Here is a 15,562-nt window from a genome sequence, read left to right as displayed (position 1 = left end):
CAACATTGATATGGAAGTAAGAATTGAAAGTATGATTTGTGTGTGGGATGATGCAATCCCCACGATGTTCCTTGAATTTGTGAACCTCCTCACTCTCACAACGAGTGAGGGGGAATTGAGAAAGAGCGTAAAGGAGTTTGCCGAGAAGCACGAACTTGACAAGTTTTTCCTTTACGGCTTCGGCTCACACCATTTCTACCTGCACCAACGCTACACAAGCAACCCCGAAATGGTGATGAAGAACAGAGTTCTGTCAGTACATTTTTAACCATCTAAAAAGCAACATTATGACAACACGAATGACCATCAACGGAGTAAGCACCTGCGCGGAAGCAGGTACGGAGAAATACGAGCGTTTCCAATCGGGTATCGGAAGACGCAGGCGGACACTTGTGCAGTACGACTACCGCCACCCCATAGACAGAGAATTGTTCTCTTGTGTCAAACCCACGTTGGACGAGTGCCGAGCCGCACGGGACAAGTGGCTGAACGCAAAGAAGGGAAAGGAGGACAGACTATGAACACGACCTATCAAACGCTGATAGTCAAGTTCAGCGAACCTATCACGGCATTGGACGGTATCTTTGACGATACCGGAGCGTGGGGAACGGACACCCTCAAGGGGTGGATAGATGATTACGAAAGCACACGTTTCACCGCCACCGACAGCCATACGGCAGTCATCACGAGCGAGTACAATATGGAATGTGTGAAAGAGTGGCTACAACGGCAGACCCCCATTTCCGAAATGCGAGAATTTTGAACGGGATGGCGGTGTCCGCACCGCCAATACTTAAAACCCTAAAAACAAAAGATATGATAGCCAAGACGATATTACAGCAGATAGGCGGAAAACGCTTCACCGCCATGACAGGTAGCCGTGATTTCATAGATATGGGCAACGGCTTACGGATGAGCCTTGCAAGGAACAAAACAAGTGCCAACCGCCTTGACATCATCTATGACGAAGGGGCAGACCTCTACAATATGCGCTTCTACCGCAGGACGTTCAGCAAAAAGACCTTTGAGTGCAAGACAAAGGACATTGCCGTACACGAGGGTATCTATTTTGATATGCTGGAGGAAATGTTCACGATGGTGACGGGACTTTACACACGCTTTTGAGTGGCGGGGCGGCGAGAGCCGCCCTACTTTCTTTCAGTGAGCATGATGGCGGACAAAGAAAGTAGCAAAGAAACCTTTGTCCAATCTGCGATAACTAAAAAATCCGCAAGTAAAACTTGCGGAGGCTATATATTGGGTCGTTATTTTTTGGTGGAGGGGAATGATAATCTCGAACCGTTGAACTACACATTTCTGCTTCGTCTCCATTTCCCCCAACGATTTGATACGTTCAATCATTTTTGTTGTTCCTTTCTGAATTTTCCTAAATACTTTCTTCATAATTTCGCTATACTTTTTATGGTTAATAACTATGTTTTGTATTGCTCTCACAACACTTACAACTTGAAGTGTTATTTGGAAACCGATAGGCAAAAATGGCTCAACGATGTCAATTAACGAGAAAATCCTACGATAATCTATCAAGTGATAGAGCAAAAGACGTGCCAAGTTAAATATGGCACGTCTTTTGCCAGTTTTGTCAGTCCTTTTATGGGATATACAACAGCGCAAACTCCGCCTTTCTCCGTTTGAGCAGCATGGCGTGGCGTTTTCCTTTGTAGTTGCAGAAGGCTATATACTCACGGTAGATGTTCCTGTCACCAGCTTCCAGCTTCTTGATTAAGGTGCTTTTGGGGATTGTTTTGCTGCCTAACAGCTTCGCCGGTCCCACATTGTAAGCTAACGTGCCAAGCAAAATCGAATCAACCCCGAATTTACGGAACATGGCGACAAATTTGCGCAGGTCTTTCCGCAAAAGTTCATCCGCATCCCGTTTTGTCATGGTTCGTGCCGAATACTTCTCGTTTGGCAAAAGTTTGTGACCCCAACCGACGTATGGGTAGTGTTTTTCTGAGTGCCAGCCTTCAAAGTAGCGGCAGCATAAAAAAGCACGTTCCATAAGCGGCAGTCGGTAGATTGCCGCCTGCCCGTCCGTTCCCTCTTGGCGGCTGATCTGCGCGGACACAGAACAGACCGTCAGAAGTGAACAGAGCATTGTCATGAATACACGCATCATTTCAACAAGGGGCTGAAGTTGCCGATGGGAACGATGGTAAGATCGTCGTCCTTTACATTCCTGTTGTTGAAGTCAAATTCCAGTTCGTAGGAGTTGCTAAAGTTATCCTCCACCACCACGATGAAATTATGCGCCTCATCACCCGCCGCCGTGTAGTACAGGCGGAATTTTTCGTTCTCCAGCAGGTAGCGGTCGTTAGGCAGGAAGGTGATGCCGTTATCCATTTTGAGCGAGCCTTCCCCCTCGAACTGGAAATAGCGGATGGTATAGAGCGTACCCGAAAAGTCGCCCTCCTTTTTCAGTTCACAGCGGATTTCCACTGTCTGCCCCTTTACTACCTTGTTCGGCACGGGCATGACCTCCACCGTGAAGGGATAGGACTGCTGGATGTCCATGTCATCGTCACATGACACGAGGGTGAATGACATGGCGGCTATCAGGCATAACGCCACTGCCTTGAATATTGATGTTCTCTTGTTTCTGTTGTTCAGTATGTTCATTGTTCTTCGATTTTTAGATGGTTGTTTTTCTGTTTTTTCGTTGTCAGTTGCAGGTACTCGTTCAAGTCCTTGCAACCGTCATAGAGGGAGGAACGGTCGGTGACACGTTCCCCGTATCGCATGGTAAGTGCGGCAAGCGTCCGCCGTCCGGCTTCGTCACGGTCGAGGAAGCAGCCGATGCGCCCGTATCCGTCCAGCAATCCCGCCGCCTTCTCCACGTTGGCGACTGAGTTCAGCACAAGACAGTCAGCGTTACCGGTTACACCAAGCGTCACGGCAGAGAGAAAGTCCATGAAGCCCTCGAACACGAGGCACTCGTCAGCCGGGATGTCATTCGCCTTTACCAGTGATACAGACTTCGGAGGTATGCAACCCTTGAAATATCGGCTTCTGACTTCATAGCCACCTGCCATGTTCGGAAAGCCAACGGCAAAATACCGTTTCCCACGCACACCGTAGTTCAAGCGGCAGCAGTGACGGGATGCGATGGCGTAAGGGATGCCCCGTTCCTCTAAATACTCCGTCAGCAGTGAGCGGAGCAGCGGAGCGACCTCCACATCCTCAAAAACGGATTCGGTCGGCTTCGAGAGATAGACGGGCTTTTCCCATCCGGCAACCGTCATATTGGCGGCTTCCGCTATGAACTTCGCTTGCTTCATGAAGTCATCGCTTTGCAGAAACTCCCCGGCAAGCGTGAAGATGTCGCCGCCCTTGCCCAAACCGAAGTCGTACCAGAGCTGTTTCGCCACGTTCACACGGAAAGAGGATGTGCGCTCGCCCCTGTACGGGGCAAGATACCACAGCTCGTTACCGCTCCTTCTGACAGGCTCATGCCCCAGCCGTGCGAGAAAATCCGCAAGCGGCATCCTTCTGACAGCATCTATTTCCGTCCTTTCCATGCCCGTGTCAGTTGATGATGAACTTGATACCGACCCCGAACTGCGTGTGGAACTTCCGTGTGTCGCCACCCCAAAGGCAACGCTCCCGCAGGTTGGCAAGCAGGGCGATACGGTCTGCCACGTAACACTCCACATCGAGCGTCAGCGCACCGCCGTAGATGAAGGCGTCCCGGTCGTGCAGCGTGGAGCCGTCATGCAGCACCTTCTTCCCCCAATTTACCGCCTCATATCCGGCGAGAGCCGAAGCCCCGGCATAGACGAAAACAATCTTTCGGGCGTCCGACAGTATCTTGAAGTAATAGCCGCCCTCCGCCGTGAACTGCGCCACGGGTATCTTGGTGTCCTTGTAGGGATTGTTCTTCAACAGGTATTCGCCACCGAACACCCACTTGTTCCCCTTCTTCGTGTAGGTGGAGAGAGCCGCCCCGAAGCTGTACCCGCCGTCCTTGCCGCCGAGATTGAAGCCGTCCGCCATGTCCGCCCTCACCTCGATGCCCTGCATCTTCGGCAGACACCGCTGGGCGTGCGCCTGCCCTGTAAAAAGGGCAAGCGACGCGATGATTATTGCGATGTACTTTCTCATGGTCAGCGTACTTGAAGTTCGTTGATGGTACCCGCGCGTACCAAATCCTCGTTCTCAATCACGAAGGACTGGTGACGGCCGCCGTTCTTCTCGTTCAATTCCACCACGAGGCACTTGTCATCGGGGATGGTGAACTTCGCCATCGTGAAGACCGTGCGCTCGCTCTTTTTGCCCGGCACGAGGGTGGCGTAGTTCTGCGCGCGGAGCGGCAGAATAATCTGCTCCTGCACGGCAGTACGCTTCGCAACCTTCTTGTCCACGATTTTCCAAGTGATGTAGTCCACATCGAAAGGCACGTTGCTCTGGTTCTTTATCTCCGTGTGGAAATAAAGCAAGCCGTTGTGCGTGTAGATGCCTTTCAACAGGTATTGGATGCCGAAACGCTTGCAGCCGATATGCTTCACCTCGCGCTTGTTCTGTTTGTGGATGGACTTCATGATAAGGCGCACCAGCATCGGGCTTTCGCTGCCCAGCTCTTTCAGATAGATTTCCTGCGCGTTGTTCGGGCGGTTCACCGTGCTGCCGTCATGGATGAAGTCGCACATCTCCACGTTGAGCAACAGCGGTTCGGCGGCGTACTTCACGTTGAAGGTGTAGAAACTGCCGTCCTCCGTGATGACGGACATATTCGTTTCGTTGGGAAAATTCCTTACGGTAGCCTTCACACGGATGATGTTCTCCGCTCCGTCGGCTTTCCCGGCAATCAGGTCGGGCGAGCCTAAATCGACATAGCGCACCTCCGCCGGAAAAATGACGTGGACGGTCTTGTCGTAGGTCACTTCCAGACCGTGCGGCGGTATCATGCGGTCGAAGGTCAGCTTGCGTGACAGCCCGTGATATAGGTCGCCGTCCGCCTCCTTCTGCGGATAGACCTCCTTCGTCAAGGTCGGTTGTTCACTTCCGTTGGTCGTTTCAACGGTTACATTCTCCTGCGCGTTGGCAGTTATGATGCCCATAGCGAGGGCAAACATGATGATTACTTTTCTCATTACTTTTGGATTTTAGTGGTAATTTTTATTGTTTTCAATATTTTTCTTGGTAAAGCATGACCCTGTACCCGGCTTTCAGATGCACCTTGACGGTTCGCATCTTTTTGGCGATGTACTGGCTCGTGCCTTGTATCAGCCCCTTGCCCAAGTCGGAGGCGAGCTGCGCCCCGGCATTGGTGGAGATGTTGATGCTGCTTCCCAGCGAGCCGCCCATGTTGGCGGCGACCTCCCGGACGGCGTTCATCTCCATCGAGTTCGGGATGAAGATGCCGGGCTGTCCGTCCGTGTCATAGACCGCAAGCTCCACGGGGATAATCGTGCCGTCGTATTCCAGCGAGGTAATCTCGATGTCGAGCCGCTCACCCTGTATCTTGCCCGTGCCGACCACCACCGCACCCCGGGGTATTGTCCTGCCTGCCACCGCCATAGGCTCCAGCAGGCGCAGCCTTACCGTCTGCCCGTCCGTCACGCTCTGCGCCCCATGCACGCACGCCGGTATGGTGTTCCTGTCCAATACCTCCGCCGTGCCGACAGCCGTGTTGAAACCCCGGTTGCGTTCCTGCGATAAGGCGGCGACAAACTCCGCGTTACTCATAGGCTGTGAGAGTGAAGAAACTACTTGATGCTCCACCTGTCTGATAGGCATTGCCTTGTTCTTCTTCCCTTTCTGCACGGTAGTTGGCTCTGCCCTCTGTTCCGCCGATGGCTGTCCTCCGTTCTGACCGCCCATGTACTTTGCCGCCAGCTCGTAGGACTTCTCCATAAGAGCCACCTGCTCGTCCATAGAGGAAGCCTTGCCCCTCTCGCTTTCCAGTTCCGACTCCAGCGATGCGATGCGCTCCAACAATTCGTCCATCTCCGCATTGTCGTTTTTCGGCTGGTCGTAGAAGTTTCCGAGCGTGGCGTTCAGGTCACGGTAGGCGGCTGCGGAGGACTGGATGGTCTGCGGCGTGGCTGGCTTTGCCCTTTCTTCCTTGCCGCCCGGATTGGCGAGGTCGAAGTCCACTCCGTTCTCCGTTCCCGCTATCTCGCGGTCGAACATGTCGCCCAGCTGCCCGATGGCACGGTTGCGGCTCTCCTGACGCTCTTCCATCTCCCCATGCTCGTAGGCTTTCAGCTTGTCGCCGATAATCTGCCGGTTCGCCTTGTCAGCGTCGGGCATCTCGGTGTTGTATCCGTCCGTTCCCGGCGGTTGCTCCTTGCCGGAGGACGGGGCGAATATCAGCCACATCGCCCCGATGAACACCAACACCATAGCGGGCAGCACGATCATCTTCTGCCGTTTCAGCCGTTGCGCCTCTGTCAGCGGTTCGCGCTCCTTTTTCGGTTTCCCCGTTTCGGGAGCAGCTTTGTTCTCTTTCGTCGGTTCATTCTTTGTCTGTTCCATATAAATAAGGTGTTAAGTGATTGCCTGTTTCCGCCGGGGTCGGCAGTTCCACCCGTCCGGCGTGTCCCGTTTCCATATGTGAGCCGTCGTTCCTGCCGATGTCATAGACGGCTCTGCCGAAGGTGTAAAGGGCAAGCACCGCGAAGGCGGCGAACATCCCCAGCACGATGCGGCGGCGTGTTTCCGGCGGCAAGCCGTCCAGATACCCTTTGAGACTTGCCGCCAAGCGTTTCCGTTTGTCGTGGAGTTTCCAATACATGCCCCACATTGATTTTCTGATACTTTTCATGTCCTGTTACCGTTTGATAGTCTGTAAATCCTTGTTCTCAATGATGGTGAAACCCTCGATGGTAAAACCGTTCGGGTTGTCATCCGACCGCGATGCGTTCAGCAGGCGGCAGGTGGTCACGAGGCTGCGCTCGGTGACGTTGCTCTGCCGGATGATTTTCTGTGTGGCGTAGGTCACGGCACGGTAGGGATAGGCGTTGAAGTCGCACACCACGCTGTCCACCTTCAGCACTTGGTTGATGTTCCCGGCGATGATGCGGTTGTAGTACCCCTTCTCCGCGAAGTCCGAATAATAGTGGTACACGCTCTTGTCCGCCAGCAGCAAGGCACGTTTCACGTTGTGTTCAATCGCGCTTTTTTCAGGTGATAGCGTGAAGAACATCTCGTGGAAACGGCGCACATGTTCCCGTGCCTCCGCCGGGCGGTTCTGCGACAAATCCTGAGACAAGGCGAGCATCAGGCTCTTGCCGTTGTCCAGCACATAGATTTTCTCCCGTTGCTTCTCTGCGAAACGGTAGGAGTTCCACACGCTCCACACCGTCACCACGGCGCACAGCGAGAGGAAGACGATACCGAACAGGCGTATCTGCCTGAACGACGATTCGATGTTTCTAAGTGATTTGAATTCCATTTATATTTTCCAATTTATGATTGCACATTGATTATTTCAGCAATTTGCCGACACGTCCGACTGCGTTTCCTGCGGCTGCACCCGCCACGCTGCCCGCCATGCTTCCGGCTCGTCCCGCCATCTGGTTCACGTTGCGACCGTAACCGCCCATGCCTCCGGCTTGGATAATCCAGCCCGCAACGGTGGGAATGGTAAAGTAGCCGATGATGCCGATGCAGAGGAATACGATATACACCCCGTCGCTCGAATCCAGCGAGAAGTTCGGGTCTGCCTGCATCCGCTCGATGTCGTTTTGCAGCATCAGAACCTGTATCTTCGCCAGTATGGTGCTGAACATGTCCGATACCGGTAGCCACAGATAGACCTGTATATAGCGGCATATCCACTGCGTGAGCGTGTTTTGGAAACCGTCCCATACCGACAGGGCGAAGGCTATCGGACCGAGAATCGCCAGCACCACGAGAAAGAAGGTGCGGACGGTGTCTATCACGAGGGCGGCGGCTTGGAACAGCAGTTCGAGTATCTCGCGGAAGAAGTCGCGGATGCTCTTCTTCATGTTGTACATTCCCCGGTCGATATACATTCCCGCCATCGTCACCATGTCGGAGGGCGACCAGCCGAGTTCCTCCAGTTGCTTGTCAAATTCCTCGTTGGACACGAGGTAGGCGGTTTCGGGGTTGCGTACCATCGCCTCGTATTCCAGTTTGTCCTTCTGCTCCCGGTATCGGTTCATGTCCAGCGTTTCCGCCTCCAGCATCTTTGCCGTGCCCTGTACGACGGGTGAGAGGATGCTGTTTATCGTGCCCAGCACCACAGTCGGGAAGAACATGATGCACAGACCGATGGCAAAAGGACGGAGCATCGGGAATACGTCTATCGGTTCAGCTCTCGCCAGCGACTGCCATACCCGGTAGGCGACGTAGAACAGCGCACCCAGCCCGGCGATGCCTTTCGCCACACCAGCCATGTCCCCACACAGCGGCATCATCTGCTCATAAAGTGAACGTAAAATCTGATGAAGGTTGTCGAACTTCATAGGCTACCAGTATCTTTCGTTCATGTTCCCGTACAGCCCCATGATGCGGTCGAGGTCGTTCTTCTTTTTCGCACGCAGGTAACTCACGGAGATGTTCTTGTTCGTGTAGTAGCTCACGAGGTTGCGGTAACGCTTCATCTTCGAGTGGCAGCGTTCCACCACGTCCATGCGCTCCTTGTCGGTCATGGAGAGCGTGGTGATGTTCACCACGTTCCTGAGTTCCGTCAACACTTCGTTGCTTTCCTCCAGCAGTTTCGTGTAGCCGAAAGCGATTGCGGAAAGCTCTTCGGGTCTGAAATTCCCGTCACGGAGCATCCGTTGGAAACTGTTCACATAGATGTCTGTGATGTCGCCCACCATCAGGATGGTCTGCTGCACCTTGCGGGCGTCCTTGACCAGATTGTTCACCGATTTGAGGGCATCGTAATACTTCTTGCCCTGCTGATAGATTTTCACCGTCTCCTGAAAGTTGCTCACCATGTTCGTGGCGGTCTTGGAGGTATGGATGATGTTTTTGGAGGCATTGATGATGCCCTGCGCTAGATTGCCCGGATCGCTTACGACCCACTGTGCGCTTGCCCTGCCCGCGAAAAGCAGGCACAGGCAGATAATCATTGTTATTCTTGTTCTCATGTTACTTTGGATTTTAGTGGTTGTTATTCTTCGGTCGGATGTCCCGGCTGCGGCTTCACCCGCACATAGTCCCCGTTTGGCGAGAAAGTCAGCACATCCGTGGCCTCGTTGTAGGACACGTCGATGCGGAAGCCGGTGTTCATGAACAGGTTGCCGTTCTCCTCCTGCAAGAGATAGGTTTCCGGCTTGAGCTTGCGGCGCAGACCGCTACGACGGAACACCGTCACTTTGTAGGCTTCGCCCTCCTTGTAGATAAGCACGTCAGGTTTTCCCTCCACGCTCTCCCAGTTCCCGCACAGCATGTCGCGGCGGTTGTCGGCCACGTCGCAGGATTGCAGCATCATGACCGCCAATCCGATAAGGCACTTGCTGACTTGCAGCATTTTCACTTTTGGTAAATTCATACGCGTTTTTCTTTTTTGGTTGATACATTCTGTTTTTTAGTTATTCCTTGTTTCTCCGCCTTTCGGCAAGCTGCCGGATGGCGGCTTCGATGTCGTCGCCCAGCTTCTCCGCCAGACGGTAAACCTCCACTTTTTCCGTTTCCTCGGTGGTGTACGCCAGATACTCTTCCGCGCTGACCTCCGTGGCATAGACCGCCGACTGCGTGCCGCCCAAGCCTATCCACACCTCCTTGTAGAGCCGTGAAGGGTTGTTCGCCATGTTGATGGAGAGTATCTGCGACTTCTCCTTTTCCGTCAGTCCGAGCAACGCCTGTATCTGGTCGAACTTGTTCATATATTTCCTTTGGTCAAGCAGGATTTTACAATCCGAGTTGTTGATAATGCTCTCTTTGACCACCGGAGAACTGATAATGTCGTCCACCTCCTGCGTCACCACGATTGCCTCGCCGTAATATTTTCTGACCGTCTTATACATATAGCGCAGATATTCAGCCATGTTCGCCGATGAGAGGGCCTTCCAAGCCTCTTCCACGATAAGCTGTTTCCGCACGCCTTTCAGCCGCCGCATCTTGTTGATGAAGGCTTCCATGATGATGATGGTCACGACGGGGAACAGTTCGCGGTTTTCTTTAATCGAATCTATCTCGAAGACGATGAACCGCTTGCCGAGCAGGTCGATGTTCTCCGTGGAGTTGAGCAGGAAATCGTAACGCCCGCCCCGGTAATACTGCCGCATGGTGGTGAGCATGTTGTCGATGTTGAAGTCGGACTTCTCCACCTTGATGTCACGCTGTGCCAGTTCCTTGCGGTAGTCGTCACGCATATACTCGTAGAAGGTGTTGAACGACGGCACGATGCTACGGTCGGATTGGATGCGCTCAATATAGGCACTCACGGCACTGCCCAGCTCGCCGCTCTCCGTCTTTGTCACCTTGTCGTCCTCCGACTTCCAGAGCGTCAGCAACAGGGTCTTGATGCTGTCCTTCTTCTCCACGTCGAAGATGTAATCGTCGGTGTAGAACGGGTTGAAGCTGATGGGCTTATCTTCCGTGTAGGTGAAATACACACCGTCCGCTCCGCCTGTCTTGCGTCGGATCATGCCGCACAAGCCCTGATAGGAGTTTCCCGTGTCCACCAATACCACATGTGCGCCTTGCTCATAATATTGGCGCACGAGGTGGTTCATGAAGAAAGACTTGCCGCTGCCCGAAGGACCCAGCACGAACTTGTTGCGGTTGGTCGTGATACCTCGCTTCATGGGCAGGTCGGAGATGTCAAGGTGCAGCGGTTTTCCCGTGAGCCTGTCCACCATCTTGATGCCGAAGGGCGAGAGCGAGCTGCGGTAGTTGGTTTCCTCTGTGAACAGGCACACCGCCTGTTCGATGAAGGTGTGGAAACTCTCTTCCGCCGGGAAGTCCGCCGCATTGCCGGGTATCGCCGCCCAGTAGAGTGTCGGGCAGTCGATGGTGTTGTGGCGCGGCACGCATTCCATGCTTGCCAACTGGCTGCCCACGTCGTTCTTGATATGCTTCAGTTCCTCCGCATCGTCGCTCCACGCCATGACGTTGAAGTGTGCCCGTACCGAGGTCAGTCCGTAGGAATGGGCTTCGTTCAGGTATTGGTCTATCCACTCGCGGTTGATGCTGTTGCTCCTTGAATAGCGAGATAGCGACTGCATGTTACGGGCGGACTTCTCGAACTTCTGCAAGGTTTCCTCACTGTTGTCTATCAGCACATACTGGTTGTAGATATGGTTGCAGGAGAGCAGAAGCCCCACCGGGGAGGCGAATGACAGTCGGCAGTCACTCCGGTCGGTGGAGAGCTTCTCGTAACGGGTGTCGGTAGCCACCTTGCCCGGCAGGTCTTCCGCGTCGGAGAGGGTGTGCAGACACAGGCGGTTGTCGCCGATGCGCATCTCCCTTGCCGAAAGCTCGATGTCCTGCAAGGTGGTGTCACCTTCCGGCATGAGCGAGAAGTAGCGTTCAATAAGTCCCGTCTTTCCCTCAGTACCCACAATCTCATCGGTGGAGAGGCGGCGCAGCCTGACAAGCCCGCTGTCGTTCATGATGCGCTCGAACTGTTCGCAGGCTTCCAAGAACTTGGTCGTGGTTTCCCTGTCCAGCTCCTTCGGGATGATATGTCCCCGGCACAGCGTGCTGAAATTGCTCTGCATCCGGTTACGCTCCTTTGTTGTCTTGGTCAGGTAGAGGTAGCAGGTGTGTTTCAGGTACGGACGCTCGTTGAAGTGACGCTCGAAAGAGCGGCTTAAAAAGCTCATGTCGTCCTTCTGAAGCTCCGGTTTGTAGCGTTCCTTGATGAACCAGTCCTGTTTGTGGACGACGGAGTAGTCCGGCAGCACCTTGATAGCCTTGCACCAGCAACTGTGTATCGCCTCGTACTCCGCACCCGTCACGGTGTAAAGTTCCGGTAGTTCCACCTCGAAAGCCACCGTGATGTCGGCGTCCTTTGAGATGATGCAGCCATGCTCCACCGCTAAAAGTGGGAACCTGTTTTCCAGTGTTGTCATTTTCGATGTATTCCTCATTGTCTTTCTTCCTTTCGTTGTCGTTTGAACAGACGGGTTATCCGCCGCCGGTTGATAAGGTATCGGGGATGGCTCCGTGCCGCTCCTAATTTCATCAGCCCGTGTTCACCGTACCGGGCGTTCAGCGCGAAGGTCTGCCATACAAGGAGGGAGGACGATGCCGCGCCGAAGCCGATACATATCCACTGGTCGATACCGACCATGTAGAGGATGACGAACAGGACGAAGAGAGCCAGCAGACCTCCGCAGAAGATGAAGAGGTACTGTGCCTTCAAGCCCTTGAACTCTACCGGACGGCCGATACCCTTGTTGATTGGGTATTCAGCCATACATTATTTATTAAAGGAAGAATGAGCGCAGGATGGTGGCGGCAACAATCAGGAAGATGCACGCGCCGAACCACGAGGCGGCTGTCTTGCTGGTGTCGGGGTCGCCCGATGAAAACTTGCCGTACACTTTTACGCCCCCGATAAGCCCGACGACTGCACCGATGGCGTATATCAGTTTAGTTCCGGGGTCGAAATAAGAACTCACCATAGAGGTGGCTTCGTTGATGCCCGCGATGCCGTTTCCCTGCGCGAAAGCGGAGGCGGTTGCGGCGATGACAAGTGCCGCGGAGAGGATTGCTTTTCTGTTTTTCAAGATGTTCTTGTTCATAAACTGTTCTTGTTTTTTGCCGTCAAAAGGGTGGATGGTCCTTTGTCGGGCGGTTGATACTTTGTTTCTTTACTTTGGTTTTAGTGGATGCCCGTTTGTTTCCACGGACGTGGGCGTGTCCGTTGCGGATGGGGATGCGCCTTGCGTTTCCTCGCCGCGTGGGTTGATGTCATTCTTTCATGTTCATTTCTTTTATTGTTGTCATACATAGTTGCGAATGTCGAACTCCTCGATGTTGTCCGGCACGACGAACTCCTTTTCAGATTTCTTCAGCCGAATCTCGATAAGCCCCTTGATGCGGATGCCTATCTCCGAAGAGCCTTCCATCATTTTCTCGTACAACTCCGTGCCCTCCATGTCGGTGAACACCTTAGCCGCCTTTTCACGTTCCGCCTGTGTCGCGTCCGGGTTTTTGGCGGTCTTGCAGGCGTCGTCAATCTCGTCAAAGCTGCTGCCCGAAGCCCGTGGCGTGTCCGAGGCGTCCTCTTCCGGTTCGTCGTCCCCGTATCCCAGTTCCTCCGGCGGTATGCTCGTGAAGGTCTCATCGAGTTTTTCCTCCGGGACTTGTGCCGGGCGGGATGCGTTTCCCGTTTTTCCGTCGTCAAAAGTAGCCTCTTCCTCCGACAGCTCAATGCCTTTTTCAATAGTGGCGGCTTCTTGCGTCGGTATGGCAGCGGTTGTCCGGGTGGATGCCATCCTGAAACGGCTCTTGCCGATGATGTCCGCCTTTTCCGCAGGGACTTCCTCGTGTGCCGCTATGCGTTTAGCCTCATTCCCGTCCAGTGACCGCCATAATCCGACAATGCCCTTGAAGAAGCGGACAATCCGCGTGTCCATGATGCGCTCGTAAAGGAGCAGGAACAGGAACCAGAGGTTGCAGCCGACCGATACCGCCAGCAGAATGTCTGTCATGCTGATTGTGTAATTCATATCCTTCCGTTTTTGGTTAGAATACTGAATTGTAATTTCGGGCATAAAGGCTCTTTATCGCATCTTCGCACTGGTTGAAGTGGTGCGTCAGCACATGGTCGATGTAAGCGGACAGCGTAAGCCGGTCATGCCCGATTACACGGGTGATACGCATGATACGCTCGTGGTACTCCGGGCGCACATACGCCATCTTCCCCTCACGTGCCTTTACTTCCGGGTCGCGGATGAACAGGCGTTCATAGTCCTTCTCACTGCATTTGCCGCTTACCGGGACAGGCGACAGTATTTCCACACTCGCCTGCACTTGGGTAAACATACCTCCGCAGTCTTGCTGTGGTCTTTTTTCATTCGGTGTCATTTCTTTTTCCATTTTCAAATCAGATCTTCACGTTGTTTCTTGTACAGTTCGTTGATTCTCTCCTTGTGCTGTTCCAGATGCTGGCGCAGCACGGTATCCACATATCCGCCTACTGAGATTTCCCCTCCGGCGATGTCGTTCACGATTCTGAGGATCTTGCCGTGGACGTCACGGCTGATATAGACACATTGGCGGGTCTTTATCTCGTTGCGGCGCAGGAATAGCTCGTTGTAGTCCTCGTCCTGCCTTTTCCGGCGTCCACTTTCCCTCTGCGCTTTTTCCCGTGTTACGGGTTGCACAGGAGATGGTTCCGGTGCGGCGGTGTCCTCTTCGGTCGGTGCAGCTGCGGGTACTTCCTGTGCGGGGCGCAGTGTCCCGTCCTGTGTGCGCCGCCCGATGGAGGCTAACAGCAGTTCCTCGTCGATGCCTTCCGTGTTCACTTTCCTGCTGCCCATGCTCACTGCGGTCTGATGATGTCGCTTATCTCTTCGGAAAACTCCCGGATGCCACTCCCTTTCAGCAGTGCCGTGTCCATCGGGAAGATGGTGGAGCGGAAAACGCTCTTGCGCTCTTCCGAAAGGTCACGGCGGAACTTCTTGCTGTCGGGCAAGCGGGTGGAAAGTACCGGAAAGCCCATTTCGGCTATCACTTCCTCGTAGATGCCGTACAAGTCGTTCCTCTCCCTGCCGTCCACCATCGTCCAGAACAGATGCAGCCCCTTTGTTTTCGCCTGTCCGGTAGTCATCAGCCTGTCGCGGAACATCGTGACGAATTTCAGGGTACTCTCCACGACAAAGCGGTCGGCACTCAGCGGAGTGAAAATGTAGTCCATCTGCGAGAGCGTCTTTATCACGCCGTTGCTTCGGAGTGTGCCGGGCATGTCGAAGAACACCACGTCGGGTTTCACGTCCTCAGTGGCAATCATCCTCTCGGCATCGTCGAGGGCGTTCACCGCATTGCTTTTGACGATGGTGTAGGCGTTCTTTTTGATCCGGCGGAAATGGTCGCAAGCGAGAGCCTTGAAGTAGGTGCTGCTGTCGATAAGCCCCATTTCGTGTTCGCGCAGCCCGTGGATGCTGTGCTGCGGGTCGTCGCAGTCCACGACGGCGACATTGTAGCCTTTCACGTTGTGCAGGTAGCTGGCGGCAAGTGCCGTGACAGTGGATTTGCCGATGCCACCTTTCTGTGTTGCGAATGCAACGAAGATTTCCTTACTCATAGTTCCATTTATTTTAATTGTTGATGATTTGTTTTTCTGTTTCCATACGGATTTGGCTGTCGCACCATCCGCTTCCGTGACTACACACGCAGGCGGGTCGTCGCGTATCCGGTTCTGTGGTGAAGCGGTGCGTCGGACAAATGGTGATTGACGACATTGCGTCATGAAGTCATTGAATCCATACGTCACCGAATTGTCGGAGAACCGGGTTTCCGACGGTTCGGGTATCCGTTTCGGCAAGTATCCGAAGAAGCGGATTTCCGGGTATTTGAATGTTCCGTTTATCATATCTTCAAATCGTTCGTTTCTTGAATCATGCTGCAAATAAACAAGTATATTTTGGAACCTGTATCACTTCTCCGG

The 15,562-nt window shown here is 53.7% G+C and carries 23 protein-coding genes; 4 read left to right on the top strand and 19 right to left on the bottom strand.

Annotated elements, in window-relative coordinates; genetic code table 11:
• Positions 1 to 10 precede the first annotated feature (10 nt).
• From NQ565_RS13075 to NQ565_RS13060, 4 genes are read left to right on the top strand one after another with little or no spacing between them, the layout of a single operon-like run.
• Positions 11 to 268: a hypothetical protein gene (locus NQ565_RS13075; RefSeq protein ID WP_004291531.1), complete on the top strand. Its 258-nt coding sequence runs from the start codon at positions 11 to 13 to the stop codon at positions 266 to 268.
• Between the two features lie 19 nt (positions 269 to 287).
• A complete protein-coding gene (locus NQ565_RS13070; RefSeq protein WP_004304291.1) occupies positions 288 to 521 on the top strand; it encodes a DUF3873 domain-containing protein in 234 nt (77 codons plus the stop codon).
• Complete coding sequence (locus NQ565_RS13065) at positions 518 to 763, top strand: DUF6956 domain-containing protein (RefSeq protein ID WP_004291529.1); 246 nt, start codon at positions 518 to 520, stop codon at positions 761 to 763. The genes NQ565_RS13070 and NQ565_RS13065 overlap by 4 nt, the downstream gene beginning before the upstream one ends.
• A 53-nt stretch (positions 764 to 816) precedes the next feature.
• Entirely contained in the window at positions 817 to 1,125 is a 309-nt protein-coding gene (locus NQ565_RS13060; protein ID WP_004304290.1) for a hypothetical protein, read from the top strand.
• Between the two features lie 33 nt (positions 1,126 to 1,158).
• Here the strand turns inward: NQ565_RS13060 and NQ565_RS16985 are convergent, their stop codons facing one another.
• The 19 genes from NQ565_RS16985 to NQ565_RS12965 all read right to left on the bottom strand — a co-directional run bounded on the left by NQ565_RS16985 (position 1,159) and on the right by NQ565_RS12965 (position 15,487).
• Entirely contained in the window at positions 1,159 to 1,548 is a 390-nt protein-coding gene (locus tag NQ565_RS16985; protein ID WP_004291527.1) for a hypothetical protein, read from the bottom strand.
• Between the two features lie 64 nt (positions 1,549 to 1,612).
• A complete protein-coding gene (locus NQ565_RS13050; protein ID WP_004291526.1) occupies positions 1,613 to 2,140 on the bottom strand; it encodes a glycoside hydrolase family protein in 528 nt (175 codons plus the stop codon).
• Positions 2,137 to 2,640: a DUF3872 domain-containing protein gene (locus NQ565_RS13045; protein ID WP_004291525.1), complete on the bottom strand. Its 504-nt coding sequence runs from the start codon at positions 2,638 to 2,640 to the stop codon at positions 2,137 to 2,139. Before NQ565_RS13045 ends, NQ565_RS13050 begins: the two co-directional genes overlap by 4 nt.
• Positions 2,637 to 3,539, bottom strand: coding sequence for a toprim domain-containing protein (locus NQ565_RS13040; protein WP_004291524.1), 903 nt, complete (start codon positions 3,537 to 3,539; stop codon positions 2,637 to 2,639). Before NQ565_RS13040 ends, NQ565_RS13045 begins: the two co-directional genes overlap by 4 nt.
• A 7-nt stretch (positions 3,540 to 3,546) precedes the next feature.
• On the bottom strand, positions 3,547 to 4,122 hold the full coding sequence (locus tag NQ565_RS13035; RefSeq protein ID WP_004291523.1) for a conjugal transfer protein TraO: 576 nt from the start codon (positions 4,120 to 4,122) through the stop codon (positions 3,547 to 3,549).
• 2 nt (positions 4,123 to 4,124) lie between these two features.
• Positions 4,125 to 5,111 (bottom strand): conjugative transposon protein TraN, encoded by a 987-nt coding sequence (gene traN, locus NQ565_RS13030; RefSeq protein WP_004291522.1) that lies wholly within the window; start codon positions 5,109 to 5,111, stop codon positions 4,125 to 4,127.
• 34 nt (positions 5,112 to 5,145) lie between these two features.
• A complete protein-coding gene (gene traM, locus NQ565_RS13025; protein WP_004291521.1) occupies positions 5,146 to 6,498 on the bottom strand; it encodes a conjugative transposon protein TraM in 1,353 nt (450 codons plus the stop codon).
• Positions 6,479 to 6,766, bottom strand: coding sequence for a TraL conjugative transposon family protein (locus NQ565_RS13020; RefSeq protein WP_018697145.1), 288 nt, complete (start codon positions 6,764 to 6,766; stop codon positions 6,479 to 6,481). Before NQ565_RS13020 ends, traM begins: the two co-directional genes overlap by 20 nt.
• Positions 6,767 to 6,793: 27 nt before the next feature.
• The gene (traK, locus tag NQ565_RS13015; RefSeq protein ID WP_004291519.1) at positions 6,794 to 7,417 is read right to left on the bottom strand and encodes a conjugative transposon protein TraK; all 624 of its coding nucleotides are present in this window, start codon (positions 7,415 to 7,417) and stop codon (positions 6,794 to 6,796) included.
• Positions 7,418 to 7,448: 31 nt separating this feature from the next.
• Positions 7,449 to 8,453: a conjugative transposon protein TraJ gene (gene traJ, locus NQ565_RS13010; RefSeq protein ID WP_004291518.1), complete on the bottom strand. Its 1,005-nt coding sequence runs from the start codon at positions 8,451 to 8,453 to the stop codon at positions 7,449 to 7,451.
• Between the two features lie 3 nt (positions 8,454 to 8,456).
• Entirely contained in the window at positions 8,457 to 9,086 is a 630-nt protein-coding gene (locus NQ565_RS13005; protein WP_004304283.1) for a DUF4141 domain-containing protein, read from the bottom strand.
• A 23-nt stretch (positions 9,087 to 9,109) separates the two neighbouring features.
• Positions 9,110 to 9,490 (bottom strand): DUF3876 domain-containing protein, encoded by a 381-nt coding sequence (locus NQ565_RS13000; RefSeq protein WP_004291516.1) that lies wholly within the window; start codon positions 9,488 to 9,490, stop codon positions 9,110 to 9,112.
• A gap of 40 nt (positions 9,491 to 9,530) precedes the next feature.
• Positions 9,531 to 12,035, bottom strand: coding sequence for a TraG family conjugative transposon ATPase (locus NQ565_RS12995; RefSeq protein ID WP_004291515.1), 2,505 nt, complete (start codon positions 12,033 to 12,035; stop codon positions 9,531 to 9,533).
• Positions 12,032 to 12,364, bottom strand: coding sequence for a DUF4133 domain-containing protein (locus NQ565_RS12990; RefSeq protein WP_004291514.1), 333 nt, complete (start codon positions 12,362 to 12,364; stop codon positions 12,032 to 12,034). Before NQ565_RS12990 ends, NQ565_RS12995 begins: the two co-directional genes overlap by 4 nt.
• A gap of 10 nt (positions 12,365 to 12,374) precedes the next feature.
• Positions 12,375 to 12,692 (bottom strand): DUF4134 domain-containing protein, encoded by a 318-nt coding sequence (locus NQ565_RS12985; protein ID WP_002560983.1) that lies wholly within the window; start codon positions 12,690 to 12,692, stop codon positions 12,375 to 12,377.
• Between the two features lie 201 nt (positions 12,693 to 12,893).
• Positions 12,894 to 13,622 carry a hypothetical protein gene (locus NQ565_RS12980; RefSeq protein ID WP_004304280.1) on the bottom strand — a complete coding sequence of 243 codons (729 nt, stop codon included), beginning with the start codon at positions 13,620 to 13,622 and terminating at the stop codon, positions 12,894 to 12,896.
• A 16-nt stretch (positions 13,623 to 13,638) separates the two neighbouring features.
• Complete coding sequence (locus NQ565_RS12975; RefSeq protein WP_004291505.1) at positions 13,639 to 13,992, bottom strand: DUF3408 domain-containing protein; 354 nt, start codon at positions 13,990 to 13,992, stop codon at positions 13,639 to 13,641.
• A 2-nt stretch (positions 13,993 to 13,994) separates the two neighbouring features.
• Positions 13,995 to 14,435 carry a DUF3408 domain-containing protein gene (locus tag NQ565_RS12970; protein ID WP_004291503.1) on the bottom strand — a complete coding sequence of 147 codons (441 nt, stop codon included), beginning with the start codon at positions 14,433 to 14,435 and terminating at the stop codon, positions 13,995 to 13,997.
• A 2-nt stretch (positions 14,436 to 14,437) separates the two neighbouring features.
• Complete coding sequence (locus tag NQ565_RS12965) at positions 14,438 to 15,487, bottom strand: ParA family protein (protein ID WP_004291492.1); 1,050 nt, start codon at positions 15,485 to 15,487, stop codon at positions 14,438 to 14,440.
• Between the last annotated feature and the right edge of the window lie 75 nt (positions 15,488 to 15,562).

It is taken from the genome of Bacteroides stercoris ATCC 43183 (assembly GCF_025147325.1).
Taxonomy (GTDB): Bacteria; Bacteroidota; Bacteroidia; order Bacteroidales; family Bacteroidaceae; genus Bacteroides; species Bacteroides stercoris.
Note: the sequence above shows the minus strand (reverse complement) of the source record. Positions and strands in the feature narration are given on the sequence as shown.